Origin of the sequence: Natronosporangium hydrolyticum (assembly GCF_016925615.1) — a bacterium.
GTDB classification, from domain to species: Bacteria; Actinomycetota; Actinomycetes; order Mycobacteriales; family Micromonosporaceae; genus Natronosporangium; species Natronosporangium hydrolyticum.
Window position 1 is genome coordinate 2,995,095 of record NZ_CP070499.1, and the last position, 16,032, is coordinate 3,011,126.

At 69.0% G+C, this 16,032-nt stretch carries 14 protein-coding genes; 7 read left to right on the plus strand and 7 right to left on the minus strand.

The features are described 5' to 3' along the window. Positions 1-94 precede the first annotated feature (94 nt). Complete coding sequence (locus tag JQS43_RS13280) at positions 95-751, minus strand: O-methyltransferase (protein WP_239674704.1); 657 nt, start codon at positions 749-751, stop codon at positions 95-97. 205 nt (positions 752-956) lie between these two features. Between JQS43_RS13280 and JQS43_RS13285 the strand changes: the two genes are divergently transcribed. Both JQS43_RS13285 and JQS43_RS13290 read left to right on the plus strand, forming a co-directional pair. Next, entirely contained in the window at positions 957-1,940 is a 984-nt protein-coding gene (locus tag JQS43_RS13285) for an ABC transporter substrate-binding protein (RefSeq protein ID WP_239674705.1), read from the plus strand. A 105-nt stretch (positions 1,941-2,045) separates the two neighbouring features. Next, on the plus strand, positions 2,046-2,909 hold the full coding sequence (locus JQS43_RS13290) for an ABC transporter permease (protein ID WP_239674706.1): 864 nt from the start codon (positions 2,046-2,048) through the stop codon (positions 2,907-2,909). A gap of 78 nt (positions 2,910-2,987) precedes the next feature. Here JQS43_RS13290 and JQS43_RS13295 read toward each other — a convergent pair whose 3' ends face one another. Continuing rightward, positions 2,988-4,271, minus strand: coding sequence for an ABC transporter substrate-binding protein (locus JQS43_RS13295; protein WP_239674707.1), 1,284 nt, complete (start codon positions 4,269-4,271; stop codon positions 2,988-2,990). A gap of 435 nt (positions 4,272-4,706) precedes the next feature. Here JQS43_RS13295 and JQS43_RS13300 point away from each other — a divergent pair, with 435 nt between their 5' ends. The 4 genes from JQS43_RS13300 (at position 4,707) to JQS43_RS13315 (ending at position 9,194) form a co-directional block, all read left to right on the plus strand. Further along, on the plus strand, positions 4,707-7,715 hold the full coding sequence (locus tag JQS43_RS13300; protein WP_239674708.1) for a sensor histidine kinase: 3,009 nt from the start codon (positions 4,707-4,709) through the stop codon (positions 7,713-7,715). Between the two features lie 43 nt (positions 7,716-7,758). Then, the gene (locus JQS43_RS13305; protein ID WP_239674709.1) at positions 7,759-8,166 is read left to right on the plus strand and encodes a roadblock/LC7 domain-containing protein; all 408 of its coding nucleotides are present in this window, start codon (positions 7,759-7,761) and stop codon (positions 8,164-8,166) included. Between the two features lie 64 nt (positions 8,167-8,230). Further along, positions 8,231-8,596, plus strand: a complete 366-nt coding sequence (locus JQS43_RS13310; protein WP_239674710.1) for a DUF742 domain-containing protein — start codon at positions 8,231-8,233, stop codon at positions 8,594-8,596. Further along, positions 8,577-9,194 (plus strand): GTP-binding protein, encoded by a 618-nt coding sequence (locus JQS43_RS13315; protein WP_239674711.1) that lies wholly within the window; start codon positions 8,577-8,579, stop codon positions 9,192-9,194. Before JQS43_RS13310 ends, JQS43_RS13315 begins: the two co-directional genes overlap by 20 nt. 6 nt (positions 9,195-9,200) lie before the next feature. Here the strand turns inward: JQS43_RS13315 and JQS43_RS13320 are convergent, their stop codons facing one another. From JQS43_RS13320 to JQS43_RS13330, 3 genes are read right to left on the minus strand one after another with little or no spacing between them, the layout of a single operon-like run. After that, positions 9,201-9,656, minus strand: coding sequence for an Lrp/AsnC family transcriptional regulator (locus tag JQS43_RS13320; protein WP_239674712.1), 456 nt, complete (start codon positions 9,654-9,656; stop codon positions 9,201-9,203). A gap of 47 nt (positions 9,657-9,703) precedes the next feature. Continuing rightward, the gene (locus JQS43_RS13325) at positions 9,704-9,901 is read right to left on the minus strand and encodes a hypothetical protein (RefSeq protein WP_239674713.1); all 198 of its coding nucleotides are present in this window, start codon (positions 9,899-9,901) and stop codon (positions 9,704-9,706) included. Positions 9,902-9,907: 6 nt separating this feature from the next. Further along, on the minus strand, positions 9,908-11,059 hold the full coding sequence (locus tag JQS43_RS13330) for an acyl-CoA dehydrogenase family protein (RefSeq protein ID WP_239674714.1): 1,152 nt from the start codon (positions 11,057-11,059) through the stop codon (positions 9,908-9,910). A gap of 43 nt (positions 11,060-11,102) precedes the next feature. Between JQS43_RS13330 and JQS43_RS13335 the strand changes: the two genes are divergently transcribed. Next, complete coding sequence (locus JQS43_RS13335) at positions 11,103-12,074, plus strand: 5'-3' exonuclease (RefSeq protein WP_239674715.1); 972 nt, start codon at positions 11,103-11,105, stop codon at positions 12,072-12,074. On the opposite strand, the gene JQS43_RS13340 is transcribed toward JQS43_RS13335, so the two are convergent. Together JQS43_RS13340 and JQS43_RS13345 are read right to left on the minus strand one after the other, a co-directional pair. Continuing rightward, positions 12,007-12,939 carry an MHYT domain-containing protein gene (locus JQS43_RS13340; protein ID WP_239674716.1) on the minus strand — a complete coding sequence of 311 codons (933 nt, stop codon included), beginning with the start codon at positions 12,937-12,939 and terminating at the stop codon, positions 12,007-12,009. The two genes, JQS43_RS13335 and JQS43_RS13340, sit on opposite strands and share 68 nt — an antisense overlap. A gap of 103 nt (positions 12,940-13,042) precedes the next feature. Continuing rightward, positions 13,043-15,847: a DEAD/DEAH box helicase gene (locus tag JQS43_RS13345; RefSeq protein ID WP_239674717.1), complete on the minus strand. Its 2,805-nt coding sequence runs from the start codon at positions 15,845-15,847 to the stop codon at positions 13,043-13,045. Between the last annotated feature and the right edge of the window lie 185 nt (positions 15,848-16,032).

Consider the following 16,032-nt stretch of genomic DNA (forward strand, 5'->3'; position numbering starts at 1 on the left):
CGTCCAGCCCCCACAGCCTAGCCCCGCCGCAGCCGCCGACACACCCGGGGACAACCACGCATCGACATCCCCCGGAGCTGCGGGTCGCCGCAGGTCAGCGGCGCCGAGCCAGGGTGATCCCGTCGGCGATCGGCAACATCACCAGCTCCACCCGGTCATCGGCGAGGATGTCCTGGTTGAACTGGATGATCGCTCGCGTGCGCTCGTCGGTCGGTTCGGCCTCCAACACCCGACCATCCCACAGCACGTTGTCCACCGCCAGCAGGCCCCCGGGCCGCATCCGGGGTACCAGCTCCTGCCAGTATCGATAGTAGTTGGGCTTGTCCGCATCGATAAACGCGAAATCGATCCGCGGCTCGGTCGGTAGCTCCCGCAAGCCGGCCACCGCCGGACCGATCCGCAGCTCGATCCGGTCCGCCACTCCCGCCCGTCGCCAAAAATCGCGCGCAAGCTCGGTGTACTCGGTGGAGATATCGAATGTAATAAGCTTTCCGGTGGCCGGCAGAGCACTGGCCATCGAGAGCGCCGAGAGCCCGGTGAAGGTGCCTACCTCCACGATTTCCCGCGCACCCATGACCCCGACCAGCAACCGCAGAAACCCCGCTTGTTCGGGCGCTACCTGCATCTTCGCCTGCTCCGGAAGGATCGCCCGGGTCCGTTCAATGAGCTCAGCCACCAGTGGATCCGGCGGGGTGCAGTGCTCCACCAGATAGTCGTAGAGCTCGTCGGTGAGGGTGAGGGCCTTTGTCATGCGAACACGCTAACGCCTGTTCGGACGAACAAGACCACCGGTGAAGCTGAGGCCGTTCTCACTGAGAGTCAGGTCTAGCGTCCAGTTGGTTCCCTCCGTAAGCTTACGGGTCGGTAACGGCTCGGCTAGCCGGATGACCGGCGCCGAACCGTGCCGAATCACACCCCTCCCAGGAAGGATGTAAATGAGAGCGCATCCGCGCACCATGACCGCTGTCGGGGGCATCGCGGTGCTGCTGCTCGCCGGGGCCTGCAGCAGCGACGACGATTCGGGGTCCGCCGGGGGCGGCGGCGTCGACCAGGTGGTCTACATGACGAACTTCGGCATGTTGGGCCGCGACGCGTACGCCATCTGCGCCGAAGACCAGGGCTTCTTCGCCGACCGGGACATCGAGCTGGATATTCAGTCCGGCTCGGGCACTGAGGAGAACCTAGCGCTGCTGATCAGCGGGCAGGTCGACTTCACTCCGACCGACCTGGTCGGTGCCACCATCGCCGCCGGCGATGGGGTCGAGGGCTTCAAGGCGGTCGCAGCGATCCAGCAGAACAACCTCTCCGCCTGGATGTCGGTGGACCCGGACATCCAGTCCCCTCGCGACCTGGAGGGCCGCACCATCGGGCTGCCCACTGGGGCGGTCACCGAGCTGCTATTCCCCACCTACGCCGAGCTCGCGGGCATCGATCTCGACGAGGTGGAGATCGAAGCAGTGGCCGCCGCGGATCTCGGGCCGGCGCTGGGCGGCGGCTCGGTGGACGCGATCGGCCAGTTCGTGGTGGGCCAGCCCACCATCTCGCTCGCCGCGCAGGGGGCGGAGGTCAACGTCTTCCCCTACACCGACTACGTCACCGACCTCTACGGCGTCGCACTCAACGCCGCCACCAGCACCATTGAGGAGAACCCGGACCTGGTCGAGCGGTTCCGCGACGCGCTGCTGGAGGGCCTGGAGTGGTCGCTGGCCAACCCCGAGGAGTGTGGGCAGATCTTCGGGGAGTTCGATGAGAGCGTCAACCCGGACCTCGCCGTCGGCGAGCTGGAGCTGATGGTCCCGTACGCCCAGGTCGGTGACGCCGAGCTGGGCAGCTTCGACCGGCAGCGGGTGGCTCAGATGATCGCCACCCTGGAAGCCGCCGGGGCGGTGCCGCCGGGGGTCACGCCGGAGGATCTGGTCGACTTCGACATGGCGCCATAGGGCCGACCAGCGTCGTTCGGTGGTGGGCTCCGGTTCCCTCCCCCTCCGGGAGCCGGAGCCCACCGCTGTTCGCGGGCTTGAGAGCCAGGACAGAGAGGATTTCCCATGCGTACAGGATCGGCGCCGACCGGCCGGCGCCCCACCCCCGAAGGATTACCCGAGGCGATCAGCCAGCGGACCACGCCACCGCGCGGATCCCCCGCTTCACGGCAACTGATCAGCAACATCTCGGTGGTGGTGCTGCCACTGCTCGGCCTGAGCATAGCGGTGGGCGGTTGGTGGGGCTATGTGGTGGCATTCGACGTGGCACCGGTCGTGCTCCCGGCCCCGCCGGATGTGGTGCGTTCGCTGATCGACTCATTCCCCTACCTGATGGAGCATGCCCGGATCACGTTGACTCAGTCGACGGTCGGGTTCGGGCTCGCCGTCGGTGGTGGGATGCTGCTCGGCACGCTGATCGCGCACTCCCGGATCGTGGAGCGGATGACCTATCCGTGGTTGGTCGCCTTCAACGCGATCCCCAAGGTGGCGCTCGCCCCGCTCCTGGTGATCTGGCTGGGCTTCGGGATGCAGCCGCGGATCGCCATGGTGATCCTGATCTGCTTCTTCCCTGTGATCATCGCCACCGTCACCGGTCTGGGCTCCACCCCCTCCGAACTGGCCGAGCTAGCGAAGTCGCTCGACGGCTCGAAGCTCAAGACCTTTGTAAAAATCCGCTTCCCGTACGCGCTGCCGCAGATCTTCATCGGGCTGAAGGTGGCGATGCCGTTGGCGGTCATCGGTTCGGTCATCGGTGAGTTCTCCGGTGGCCGAACCGGGCTCGGCTATGTGATCGTGCAGGCGTCGACCAATAAGGCGCTCGCGTTCGCGGCGCTGGTGGTCCTCAGCATCATGAGCGTGGCGCTCTTCTACGCCCTGGTGCTGCTGGAGCGGCTGCTCCTGCCATGGGTCAAAGCGACCACCGCCTGAGCACAAGGCCCGGATGACGCGGCGGCCGCCACCCCAAAGCGGGGTGGCGGCCGCCGTACGCTTCGGGCCAGGCCCGGACTAGCTGCTGAGCCGCCAGCGGTCGCCCCGCGCCACCAGCGTCGCCAAGGCCTGCGGCAACAGTCCCGAGTGCTGCGCCGGACTCATCCGGATGGTGCCGGTGAGCCCCTCCATCTGCAGGTTCTCGATGATGTTCCGGAGCACCACCCGGTCCACCTCATCGGGACCCCGGTTGACCGCCTCCACCACCAGCTGGACGGCATCGGCGGCGAACGAGGAGAACGCGTTGTAGGTCCCGTACCGGGAGCTGTAGTCGCTGAACCAGTTCTTGCGCGCCGCGCGCACCGGCGAGGTGGCGATCACCTCGTCGATCACCAAGGTCTCGGTGAATACCATGGTGGCGCCGGCGAGCGCTACCCCGGACTGGCCGGCCAGGAACAGCTCATCGGCGGCGACCGCGTCCAGGTAGAGCGGTCCTTCGTAGCCGGCCGAGCGCAGGTGGCCAGCGGCCTCGGCGGCCATCGGCGCGTAGGCCCACATCACCACCGCCCCGACCTCGTCGGTATCCCCCTGGCCCTGGTCCGGCTGGCCCTGCTCCGGCAGCCCGTCGGGCGGCGGGAAACCACCCTCCGGCGGCGCGCTCGACTCCGGCACGAACGCCGCCACCGTCTCGGCCGCCGACTGCATGCTCTCGTCGCTGCCGGTGATCCGTTGGTTCACCACCACGTCGATGCCGGTGCGCTCGGCGGCGCTGGTCATCTCCTCCAGTCCGTCGGTGCCGTATTCGTCGTCGACCGCGATCACCGCGATGGTGTCGATCTCCTCGGCACGTAGCTCGCTGACGATCGCCTCCGAGGTGTGGTCGGCGTTCGGCCCGAGTTTGAACGCGTACCGCCGCTCCTCTGCCGGCTCGATGACACCGCTCGGGGCGGCCAACGCGATGGTGGGGACTTCGTTCTGGTCCGCGGCCTGGGCCACCGCCACCGCGCAGGGTCCGCAGCCGCCGGTGATGATCGCCATGACCTCGGGATCGCCCGCCAGGTCCGCGGCGTTGTTGGCGGCCGTCGCGCTGTCCGAACGGTTGTCCCGCACGTCCAGTTCAAGCTCCCGGTCGCCGAGCAGCCCCAACTCGTTGATCTGCTCCACCCGGAGCGTCAGGGCATTGTGGTAGATCTCGCCGAGTTCGGAGCCGTCACCGGTCAATTCCAGATCGACGCCGATCAGCAACCTCTCCGGCCCGGAACCGCCGGTTACCGCCGCGCACCCCACGCTAAGGGTCATCGCCACCGCACCGACCGCGGCCGCCACGGTCGACCCGTACCGTCGTTTACTGGACCTTCGCACCATGCTCCTCCTGCCGGCTGTGCTCTCAAGCGGCCACTACCTTGTCAAACCTCGATCCCGGGGTCTACCGCACCCCCTCCGGTATAAAGGGCTATTCGTCCAATATGCGCTATCCACTGAGCCAGAAAGATCATGTGATCTGAGTCACACACCCGCGTCCTTTTTCTGCCTCAATCGTCGGTCTCTCTGCTGCCATGCCGGCCACCATTTCTCGGGCGATCAAGAACTACCTGGTCACAGACCACATCGGCGGCAGCGAAATCCAGCAGTAACGAGATCGTGGGACACTCGCCAGCGTCCTACGAGCACCGCCCGATCCTTCCCCACCCACGACGAGTGTGGTGAAATCGCCGACGTGCTTCTGACTGCCCGCGCCGCGCAGCTCGCCGGTAGTTGAGGCCTACTCCCCCGACCAGCCAAGACGGAGGCAGCACGTTGACAGATCGCCCCCCAGCAGCAGAGGCCGGCCCGTCGTCCCCGAAGGGCCTGTTTCGCTCGCGTCTGCGGGACGCGCGGATCCGTTCAAAGCTGGGGCTCATCCTCATCATCCCGCTGATTGCGGTGGTCGCGCTCGCCTCCGTCCGGCTCGTCGACAGTGGGCAACGCGCGCTGGGCGCCGACCAGACCCGGTCGCTGGCGGTCGTCACCGCTGAAGTCGCCACCGTCGCGCACGAGCTGCACGCCGAACGGATGGCGGCGGCCAAGTTCTTGTCCGAGGAGGATGCCGATCCCGGCGCCTTCAATGAACTGGTGGCCAACACCGACGAGGCCGTCGAGCAGTACCAGTCCGCCCGGGCAGAGCTCGGCGACGTCCCGGACGTCGTGGAAGACCGGCTGACCCGAGTCGACGAACAGCTCGCCAACTTGGGCACCGTGCGGCAGGGCATCGTCGGCGAGAGCGAGACCACCGTCTCCGGGGTGGTCCTCAGCTACGGCGTGGTGCTCACCGACTTCATCGCTTACCAGGAATCTGTCTCGCAGGTCGCCGGCGACCCGGACCTCGCCGAGTCGATCCGGGCCCTGGCCGCGCTCTCCAAGGCGAAGAACCAGATGTCAGAGGCGCAGGCGCTCGCCTTCGTCATGCTGCTCGACGGTGAGCCCGACGAGGAGCAGCTCGCCATCTTCCTCGCCACCCAGACCGGTGCCCAGGAATCGCTGCTGAACTTCACCCTCTCCGCCAACGCTAGCCAACTCACCGCCGTCAACTCGGCGATCGGCGGCGGCTCGGTGGTCATCGCCGACCGGGCGGCCGCGTCGGTCATCCAGTCGGCAAACCAGGGCCAGGCGCTGATCAGCGCCGACGCCGCCAGCCAGTCGCTGGGCGCGGTGGTCAACCTGCTGCGCACCGAGGAGACCGGCCTCCACACCGATCAGGTCACCGCCGCCACCGACCTGCGCGACCAGGTCTTCCAGCAGGTGTTGCTGGAGTCGGTGCTGGTCCTGCTGGCGCTGGCGATCGCGATCGCGGTGGCGGTGCTCCTCGCCCGGATGCTCGCCCGTTCGCTGCAACAGCTGCGGGAGAACGCGCTGACGGTGGCCGAGAAGGACCTCCCGGAGACAGTTGAGCGGCTCAGCGATCCCCGCACCCTCGGTGAGAACACCCCCGCGCAGCTCGCCGCGCAGGTGCAGGAGCCGATCCAGCTGCGCAGTCGGGACGAGATCGGCGAGGTCGCGCAGGCGTTCAACGTGGTCCACCGGGAGGCGGTCCGGGTCGCCGCCGAGCAGGCGGCGCTGCGGACCAGCGTCTCGGCGATGTTCCTCAGCCTCGCCCGGCGGTCACAGTCGCTGGTCGACCGGATGATCAGTCAGCTGGACGAGATCGAGCGGCACGAAGAGGACCCAAAGCGGCTGGCGAAAATGTTCGCGCTGGACCACCTCGCCACCCGAATGCGCCGCAACGACGAGAACCTGCTGGTGCTCGCCGGCGCCGACAGCAGCCCGCCACGCACCGACGATGCGCTCGTCGCGGATGTGCTCCGCGCCTCCCAGTCCGAGGTGGAGCACTACGACCGGATCGAGTTCGGCACCATCGACTCCGACGTCTCGGTGGTCGCCAACGCGGTCAACGACACGGTACGACTCGTGGCCGAGCTCTTCGACAACGCAGCCCGGTTCTCGCCGCCCGACTCGGCGGTGGTCTGCGAGGCCCGACGGCTCGGTGACCACGTCATCATCCAGATCGAGGACCGTGGCGTGGGCATGTCCCAGGACCAGGTCAGCCGGTTGAATGCCTGGCTCACCTCGCCGCCGTCGCTGGAGGTGACGACCTTCCGCAAGATGGGGCTGGCGGTCGTGGCCCGGCTCGCCTCCCGGCACCAGATCCGGGTGGAGCTGCGCTGCGATCCGAACTACGGCACCATCGCCTACGTCGCCCTGCCCCGCAACATCCTGGTCCTGCCCCGCTCCCGCACCCGGAGCCTGGAGGCGCCGACCCCGCGCTCGCCGCTGCCGGTCGAGCCCGCTCCCGCCCCGGCTCCCACCACACCACCGGTCCCTTCCCGGCATGTGGGGCAGCTACCCAGGCGTTCGCCGGGTGCCGCCGCCCAGCCTGGAGGGTGGGACCAGCCGGAGCCCAGCGGCTGGGGGCAGGAGGCCACCGGTTGGCAGGAGTCCCATGTGGCCCCGCAGCCGGCACCGATGGGCAACGGTCAGCCGGCCAGCTACGAGCCGGCGCAGAACCACGCCAACCAGGAGACAAACCAGTTCGACCTGCCGGTGGCGGGCCGGCCGCTCTACGACATGACGGCGCACACCGGGTCAGAGTCCCCGACTACCCAGCACCCCAGCCCGCCCCCGGCCACTCAGCCTCCGCCACCCCCGGAGGCGACGGTGGAGCTACCCATCTTCAAGGAGATGGAGCAGGTCTGGTTCCGCAACCAGGCGGGTGGGCCTACCGGGCACAATCAGGACGCGTGGCAGGCGAGCCAGCGGACCGAGACGCCGAGCGCGGGTAACCAAGCCCCACGGCAGCAGCCGGCGGCGTCGACGTTGCCGCCCCGCTCGGCCCCGACTCCGCCACCGGCGGCCACCCCGCCGGCCACGCCACCACCGGCCGCTACGCCATCACCGGCATCGAGCGCCCCACCCCCGGCGGCGACGAACTCCGCAGCAGCAGAGGCGGAGAGCTATCAGCCCGCAGGCAGCTCGGCGCCGCAGCAACCCGCTACTCACCGCAACGAGCCCGACAACTGGCGCACCGCCGCCGACTTCGGGTGGCGGGCAGCCGCCGCCGCGTCGCAGCCGACTTCCGGCGGCGCCACCGCGTCGGGCCTGCCAAAACGCGTTCCCCAGGCACAGTTGGTTCCCGGCAGCGTCGAGATACCAACGGCCACTCCGAAGGACACCCCGGCGGCGAACAACCGCCGCTCCCCGGAGGAGATTCGCGGGCTACTCTCCGCGTATCACCGAGGAGTGCAGCGTGGCCGGGAGAGCGGGGGACGCTGATATGTACATTAATGAGGGGGTAACGGGAGGAGACGGTCCCTACATGACATCACCAACCCACCGGGATATGGGCTGGCTACTGACAAACTTCACCGACGAGGTGCACGGGGTCGCTCACGCGATCGCGGTCAGCTCCGACGGTTTGTTGCTGGCCCACTCCCGCGACCTGCCCCGCGACCGGGGTGACCAGTTGGCGGCGATCGCCGCTGGCCTGGTCAGCCTGACCCAAGGCGCCGCGGGGCTGCTGGAGGCGGGCGCCGTCCTCCAGAATGTCGTTGAGATGGACGGTGGCTTCCTGTTCCTGATGTCGATGAGCGATGGTGCCGCGCTGGCCGCGCTCGCCGCCCGAAACTGTGATGTCGGGCAGGTTGGTTACGAGATGGCGCTCCTGGTCGAGCGGGTGGGCAACGCCCTGACACCCGCATCGAGAGCTGCGGTGACTGGTCATTAGTAACCAACCAACGGTAGGCGAGATGCTGCCAGTAAGCGGCGTGAGCAGCGGAGAGAGGTGAGCGGTGGACGGCCCCAGGCAGGATCCACGAGGCCAGCTCATTCGGCCGTACGCTGTTACGCGCGGCCGGACCGAACCGACCAGAGACATCGCCATCGAGGCGGTGTTGGTCACCACGCCGCAGGGTCGGCAGGAGGCCGCCTTCGCGGGACGCGACAAGCACATGATCGCCGACTTGTGCGACGGTCGCGCGCTGTCGTTAGCCGAGATCGCCTCTCACCTGCGGGTGCCCCTCGGGGTCGCGCGGGTGCTGGTAGCAGACATGACCGGCGAGGGCATGCTCACGCTACACGAGACGTCCGCTACTGAAGGCTACGAGGAACGCATGGAACTGCTGGAGAGGGTGCTAAGTGGACTCCGCAAGCTCTGACCCGACGTCGCCGCAATCGGCCGCAGGCCGGATCAAGTCGGCCAAGATCCTCGTGGCCGGTGGATTCGGGGTTGGCAAGACCACGCTGGTCGGGGCGGTCTCCGAGATCACGCCGCTGACCACCGAGGCGGTCATGACCGCCGCGAGCAACACGGTCGACGACACCACCGGTGTGCCCGGGAAGAACACCACCACCGTGGCGATGGACTTCGGACGAATCACCATGTCCTCGGACCTGATCCTGTACCTGTTCGGCACCCCCGGACAGACCCGATTCTGGTTCATGTGGGACGAGCTCAACAAGGGCGCCATCGGGGCGGTCGTGCTGGTGGATACCCGCCGGATCACCGACAGCTTCTCCCCGATCGACTTCTTCGAGAGTCGGAAGGTCCCCTACCTGGTGGCGGTGAACTGCTTCGACGGCGCGCCTCGCTACGCCGACGGCGAGATCCGGGAAGCGCTGGCGATCTCCCCGGACACGCCGCTGGTGATGTGCGACGCACGGGTCCGTGACTCGGTCAAGCACACGCTCATCGCCCTGGTGGAGTACGTCGTCAACATGTACCGGCGGAACCCGTCGGCGATGTCGGCACGCTGAGCCAGCTCAGCCCTGCCCATCCCGGACCTTGGGCGGTCGGTTCTCGTACGGAATCGACAGCGCCACCGTGGTGCGGGTGGTGACGTTCGCGGCGGACCTGATCTCCTGCAACAGGCGCTCCAGGTCCACCGGGCTCGCCACCCGCACCAGCAACAGGTAAGAGTCCTCCCCCGCGACCGAGTAGCACGACTGGATCTCGGGCAGGTGGGCCAACCGATCTGGCGCGTCGTCGGGCTGCGAGGGATCGAAGGGCCGGATCGCGACGAAGGCGGTCAGCGGTAACCCCACCGCCGCGTGCGAGACCTGCGCGGTGTAGCCGGTGATGACGCCTCGCTTCTCCAGCCGACGCACTCGCTGGTGAACCGCCGACACCGACAGCCCGACCTGCTCCGCCAGATCCGTATACGACAGCCGGCCGTCCAGCGCGAGCGCGGCCACGATCGCCCGATCCATCTCCTCCACAGAAAAAACCTACCCCGGCGATGTCGAATCCCCGGAGCGGTCACTCGTCATCTGCTTGAGTAGATCCCGCCGGCTGGCCGCTCCGGCACCCCTTCGGACGGCCAGCGCCGCAACGCCTGATCGCAGGCGTCCTGCAGCGCGTCGGCGGCCAACTCCAGGTCACCCAGCCGACGGCTGAGCACGCCGAGCATGCTGCCCGCCTCGGCCCGCCACACTGACTCCAGCGCCTCAGCTGCCGCTACCATGCCTGATCAGTCGCGGGTGAGTGCGCGGGAGATGACCACCCGTTGGATCTGGTTGGTGCCCTCCACGATCTGCAGGATCTTCGCCTCCCGCATCCACCGCTCGACCGGATGGTCGGCCACATAGCCGTAGCCACCGAGCACCTGCACCGCGTCGGTGGTGACCCGCATCGCCATGTCGGTGGCGAACAGCTTCGCCTTGGCCGCCTCCGACGAGAACGGCAGGCCGGCGTCCTTGAGCCGCGCCGCGGCCAGCGTCAACGCCCGCGCGGCGCTGATCTGGGTGGCGGCGTCGGCGAGCAGGAAGCCGACGCCCTGGAAGTCGATGATCGGCTGACCGAACTGGCGACGTTCCTGGGCGTAGCTGACGGCGTAGTCCAGCGCCGCCTGCGCCAGCCCGACCGCGCAGGCGGCGATGCCCAACCGGCCAGCATCCAGCGCCTGCATGGCGATCGCGAAGCCGCGACCCTCGCCGCCGAGCAGCCGGCCGGCCGGCACCGGCGCGTCGTCGAAGACGATCTGCGCCACCGGTGAGGACTGGATCCCCATGGTGCGCTCCCGCGGTTGCGGCTCGACGCCGGCGGTGTCGGCGTCCACGAGCAGGCAGGAGATCCCGGCTGGGCCATCGTCGCCGGTGCGGCAGAAGACATTGTAGAAGTCGGCGACCCCGGCGTGGGTGATCCACGCTTTGGTGCCGCGGATCCGGTAACCGTCGCCGTCGCGAATACCGCGGGTGGTCATGGCGGCGGCGTCCGAGCCGCCGGCTGGTTCGGAGAGGCAGTAGGCGCCCAGCAACTCACCGCCGAGCATCTCCGACAGGAACTGCTCCCGTTGCGCATCGTCGCCGTGGGCAGCCAACGGATAGCAGGCGAGCGTATGCACGCTGACCGCCTCGGCCACCGCCAGCCAACGGCTCGCGAGCACCTCCAGCACCTGCAGATACACCTCGTACGGCTGTTCGGCGCCGCCGTACTCGCTCGGATAGGGCAGCCCGAGTAGCCCGGCGCGACCGATCGTCCGGATCACCTCGCGAGGGAACTCGCCGCGCCGCTCGTACTCGTCGACCTTGGGCGCCAGTTCCTTGTCGGCCAGCTCCGAGGCGAGTTCGAGCAGGTCATGGGCGTCTTCGGTGGGAAGCATCCGGGGTGGTTGGGTGGCCATGCCCATAGCTTAACGCTCGTTTTGGGTGCGTGTGTGTCAGGCTATGCTGGTGAAGACACCACTACTGGCGGTGGACGCGCCAAGCCTGTATTTCCGGGCCTTTCACGGCATCCCTACCAGCGCCGCCACCGCCCCCGACGGCACCCCGGTAAACGCGGTTCGCGGCTTCCTGGACATGCTCGCGACGCTGGTGCGCAGCCGCGGCCCCGGACGGATCGTGTGCGCGCTGGATGCTGATTGGCGGCCGGCCTGGCGGGTGGCGCTGCTGCCCTCGTATAAGACCCACCGACTGGCCGCCAGCGGCGACCCGGGCGCCGAGCAGGTGCCGGACCTGCTGCTCCCGCAGGTTCCCATCCTGGTGGCGGTGCTCGACGCGATCGGCATCCCGGTCGTCGGAGCAACGGATTACGAGGCCGACGATGTGCTCGGCACGCTCGCCAGCACCCAGCCCGGCCCGGTTGAGGTGGCCTCCGGCGACCGGGATCTCTTCCAGCTCATCGACGACGCGGCCGGGGTCCGGCTGCTCTACTGCGGGCGTGGAGTGGCCAAGCTGGAGGTCTTCGACGAGACGCAGCTCAAGGCCCGGTACGGCGTAGCGGCCACCGCCTATGTCGACTTCGCGGTGCTGCGGGGGGACCCGAGCGACGGGCTACCTGGGGTGCCCGGCATCGGTGACAAGACCGCCGCCCGGCTGCTCGACAGGTACCACGACCTGGCCGGGATCGAGCGGGCGGTGTCGGATCCGGCCAGCGGCTTCGCCCCCGGCGTACGGGCGAAGCTGCAGGCAGCCAGCGACTATCTCGCGGTAGCGCCCCGGGTGGTGCGGGTAGTCCGGGACGTCCCGCTGCCCGAACTCGACCCGGTCACACCTCGGCGGCCGGCCCACCCCGACCAGCTGCTGGCGCTGGCCCAGCAGTGGAACCTGGCCGGGGCGTGCGACCGGTTGGTCAATGCTCTCGCCGGTTCGTCCGCGGGATCGACTGACGACGAGTCGTCGGCGTCGGCTCGCCGCTGAGCGTCGCCGACGGCGCCGGCCGGTTGCCGTCGGCGAACGTCCCGTCCGGCATCCGCCGCTGCTCGGCCAGCGGCGGCACCGGCCGGGTCGGCTCCGGGAGGCTGCGACGGGTGGCGAGGTAGGCCGCTCCTTCGGCGTCTTCGGGGGTCGGCGCGGCCAGCACCGCGTAGATCAACCCGATCACCGCAAGCACCACCAGGACGACGATCGGCAACAGCAACGCGAAGACCGGTGCTCCGCTCAACGGGCCATCACTGCCGTGTGGGTGGATGTGCATGGCGTGCATGCCGGTGTAGTGCATCCCGCTGACCGCGATGCCCATCACCAAGGCCGACCCCACCAGCGCCAGCGGTCGTTGCACGGTCACCGTGAACCACAGCGCCACGGTCGCGGCCACCACCGCGATTGCGATCGACGCGACCACCAACACCTGGTCAAAGTTGATGGACCCGTCCAGCCGCATCGCGGCGACCCCGGTGTAGTGCATGCCCGCGACCCCGAGCCCGGTGAAGACACCACCCGCAAGTATCTTCGCGGTGTTCGGGCGCCCCAGCCCGACCAGGCACAGCCCGACCGCAACCGCGGCGACCGCCAACACCGCGCTCGCGGTGGTGATCGGCACGTCGTAGCGGATCTCCCCGCTTTCGATGCCGTAGCCCAGCATGGCGATGAAGTGCATGACCCAGATCCCGGTGCCGCCGATCGCCCACGCGGCGAGCAAAAGGAACCAGACTCGGCGCCGGTTACTCGTTGCGCCGCGGGCCTTTACGGTGCAGATGAGCCCGAGTAGTGACCCCATTACCGAGAGCGTGTAGGCCAGCACGGGTGTAATCAGGCCATAACTAAAATGGTCAACTTCGGTCATTACGTCCCCCTCCCCGCCCGCAGGTTACCGACCAGACAACAAACCGCAGCTCAGATGCTCGGCCATAGTCGTTAGGCCGGACGGTCAGGGTGACCAGTACGAGTCAGCGGACCAGGTTGCGCGCCAGCACTCCCCGGTGGATCTGGTCCATCGCCCGCCGGCCGGCTCGCCGCACGCCAGCTGGCACCCCGTCCGCCTCAATAATCTGGCCAAGCAGATCGACCACCTGCCGCGCCCACCGGACGAAGTCGCCCGCGGGCAGTTCGCCATCCGGGCCGCCAGCGCTCTGCAGCACCCGCTCCAGCGGTTCGCCGTTGGTCCACCGGTAGATCGGCCAGACGAAGCCAGCGTCCGGCTCCCGGGTCAGCGACAGGCCCCGATCGGACTCGTCGGCGGCGAGCTCGCTCCAGAGCTTGCGGGTCTCGGTGATCGCGTCAGCGACCGGGCCGCGCGGGGTCGCGGCGGGATCCTCGGTCTCGCGGCGCGCCTCGTAAACCACCACCGAGACCGCCGCCGCCAGCTGCGCCGGGTCCAGCCCGTCCCACACCCCGCGCCGCAGACACTCGGCCACCAGCAGATCGGACTCGGTCCAGATCCGGGCCAGCAGTCGACCCGGGTCGGTGAGCTCCCCCCGGTCAGTGAGGTATCCGCGGCCCGCGAGCAACGTCGTGACCCGATCAAACGTGCGGGCCAACGAGCCGGTGCGGCTGCTGGCCCGAGTCCGCAGGTGCTCGGTGTCCCGCTCCAGCCGCGCCCGCCGCTCCGCCGCCCGGGCGTGTTCTTCCCGGTCGTCGCAGCCGTGGCACGGGTGCTGGCGCAGCTGCACCCGGAGCTGTTCGAGGCGGTCGAGCGCCGCCGCGTCGTCGCCCTCGGCATCGACGCCGCCGCGCCGTCGGGTCCGTCGCCGCTCCACCGACGGAGCCTGCACGACCCGCAAGCTGGCGGCCAGGTCACGCCGCGCCTGCGGGCTGCGATGGTTGAAGTTCCGCGGCACCCGCACCTTCGCCAACGCTTGCACCGGGGAGACGAAATCACTGGCCGGCACCCGCCCAGCCCAGCGCTGCTCGGTCAACAGCAACGGCTTAGGCTCGCCGAAGCCGCCGGTGTCCGGGTCGAGCACCACCGCCAGCCCGGCCCGCCGTCCCGAGGGGACCCGGATCACATCCCCGACCCGCAGCCGCGCCAGCGAATCGACGGCTTGGGCACGGCGGTCGGCGGCGCGCTGCCGCGACAGCGCCCGCTCCTGCTCGGTGAGGGCCTGCCGGATCGAGAAGTACTCGTCGAAGTCGCCCAGCTCGCACCGGATCTCCGGGCCGATCGCGGCGATGGCGTCGGTGTTGCGCTGAACCTGCCGGGCGATCCCCACCACTGCCCGGTCGGCCTGGAACTGCGCGAACGATGACTCCAGCAACCCGCGTGCGCGCTCGGAGCCCAACGTGCCGACCAGGTTGACCGCCATGTTGTACGACGGCCGGAAGCTGGAACGCAGTGGATAGGTGCGAGTGGAGGCGAGGCCGGCGACCTGCCGCGGGTCCACCTCCGGTGACCAGATCACCACCGCATGACCCTCCACGTCGATCCCGCGGCGGCCCGCCCGGCCAGTGAGCTGGGTGTACTCGCCGGGGGTGAGGTCGACGTGCGCCTCCCCGTCGAACTTGACCAAGCGCTCGAGCACCACGCACCGGGCCGGCATGTTGATGCCCAGCGCCAACGTCTCGGTGGCGAAGACCGCCTTGACCAACCCGCGCACAAATAGCTCTTCGACCACCTCCTTGAACGCCGGCAACGCACCGGCGTGGTGGGCGGCGAGCCCCCGCTCCAGCCCGTCGAGCCACTCCCAATAGCCCAGGACGTTCAGATCCTCGGCTGGGATCTCCGCCATCCGGTCCTCGGCGATCTGCCGGATGGTGGCCTGCTCCTCCGGGGTGGTCAGCCGCAGCCCGGCGTGCAGGCACTGCTGGACGGCGGCGTCGCAGCCGGCGCGGCTGAAGATGAAGACGATCGCCGGCAGCAGCCCTTCCCGGTCGAGGCGCTCCAGCACGTCGAACCGGTAGGGCGCCAACCGGGTGCCGCCCCGGAGTCCGCGGCGGCCGCTGCCCCGCCCGCGGCCCCGGGCACCGTCGCGGCCCCGGGGACCGCCCCGGTCGCCGCCGTCGATCCCGATCCGGCGCACCAGCTCCCGGGTGTGGCGCAGCAGCTCCGGATTGACCTCCTGGGTCCGGGCGGCGTCCCGGTCGTGGAACAGGTCGAACATGCGCTTGCCCACCATCATGTGCTGCCACAGCGGCACCGGCCGGACTTCGCTGACCACCACCTCGGTCTCGCCGCGCACGGTCACCAGCCAGTCCGCGAACTCCTCGGCGTTGGAGACGGTCGCCGACAGCGAGATCAGCGCCACGCTCGGCGGCAGATGGATGATTACCTCTTCCCAGACCGCCCCCCGGAACCGGTCGGCGAGGTAATGGACCTCGTCCATCACCACGTAGGCGAGCCCGGCCAGCGTGCTGGAGCCGGCGTAGAGCATGTTCCGCAGGACCTCGGTGGTCATCACCACCACCGGGGCGTCGCCGTTGATCGAGTTGTCCCCGGTGAGCAGGCCGACCTTGTCGGCGCCGTGCCGGCGTACCAGGTCGTGGTACTTCTGGTTGGAGAGCGCTTTGATCGGGGTGGTATAGAAGCACTTGCCGGTGCCGCTGCGCAGCGCCGAGTGGACAGCGAACTCGCCGACCACGGTCTTACCCGCGCCGGTCGGCGCGCACACCAGCACCCCGTTACCGCGCTCCACCGCCTCGCAGGCGTCGCGCTGGAAGTCGTCGACCGCGAAGTCGAGTCCGGCGGCGAACTCGGTGAACTCCGGGTAGGCCGCCCGCCGGCGGGCGGCGGCGTACCGCTCGGCGGGACTGGTCATACCCCCAGGCTAAAGGTCGCCGGCCGGGCGGTTGCCGGCCGGCCGGTGGAACCGCACGACCGGGGCGATTGAGTGTGGCCTACATCACAGCTTGCCCGGAATATCGGCGACCGCCCACGCGTCATGCTGAATGGATTAGCACTCCAGTAACGAGAGTGCCAATCGAGTCGAGAATAGGAGGTTGA

Coding starts and splice junctions, on each gene's coding strand:
- JQS43_RS13280 (WP_239674704.1), bottom strand. CDS start 751: ATGACAAAGGCCCTCACCCTCACCGACGAGCTCTACGACTATCTGGTG.
- JQS43_RS13285 (WP_239674705.1), top strand. CDS start 957: ATGACCGCTGTCGGGGGCATCGCGGTGCTGCTGCTCGCCGGGGCCTGC.
- JQS43_RS13290 (WP_239674706.1), top strand. CDS start 2,046: ATGCGTACAGGATCGGCGCCGACCGGCCGGCGCCCCACCCCCGAAGGA.
- JQS43_RS13305 (WP_239674709.1), top strand. CDS start 7,759: ATGACATCACCAACCCACCGGGATATGGGCTGGCTACTGACAAACTTC.
- JQS43_RS13325 (WP_239674713.1), bottom strand. CDS start 9,901: ATGGTAGCGGCAGCTGAGGCGCTGGAGTCAGTGTGGCGGGCCGAGGCG.
- JQS43_RS13330 (WP_239674714.1), bottom strand. CDS start 11,059: ATGGCCACCCAACCACCCCGGATGCTTCCCACCGAAGACGCCCATGAC.
- JQS43_RS13335 (WP_239674715.1), top strand. CDS start 11,103: ATGCTGGTGAAGACACCACTACTGGCGGTGGACGCGCCAAGCCTGTAT.
- JQS43_RS13340 (WP_239674716.1), bottom strand. CDS start 12,939: ATGACCGAAGTTGACCATTTTAGTTATGGCCTGATTACACCCGTGCTG.
- JQS43_RS13345 (WP_239674717.1), bottom strand. CDS start 15,847: ATGACCAGTCCCGCCGAGCGGTACGCCGCCGCCCGCCGGCGGGCGGCC.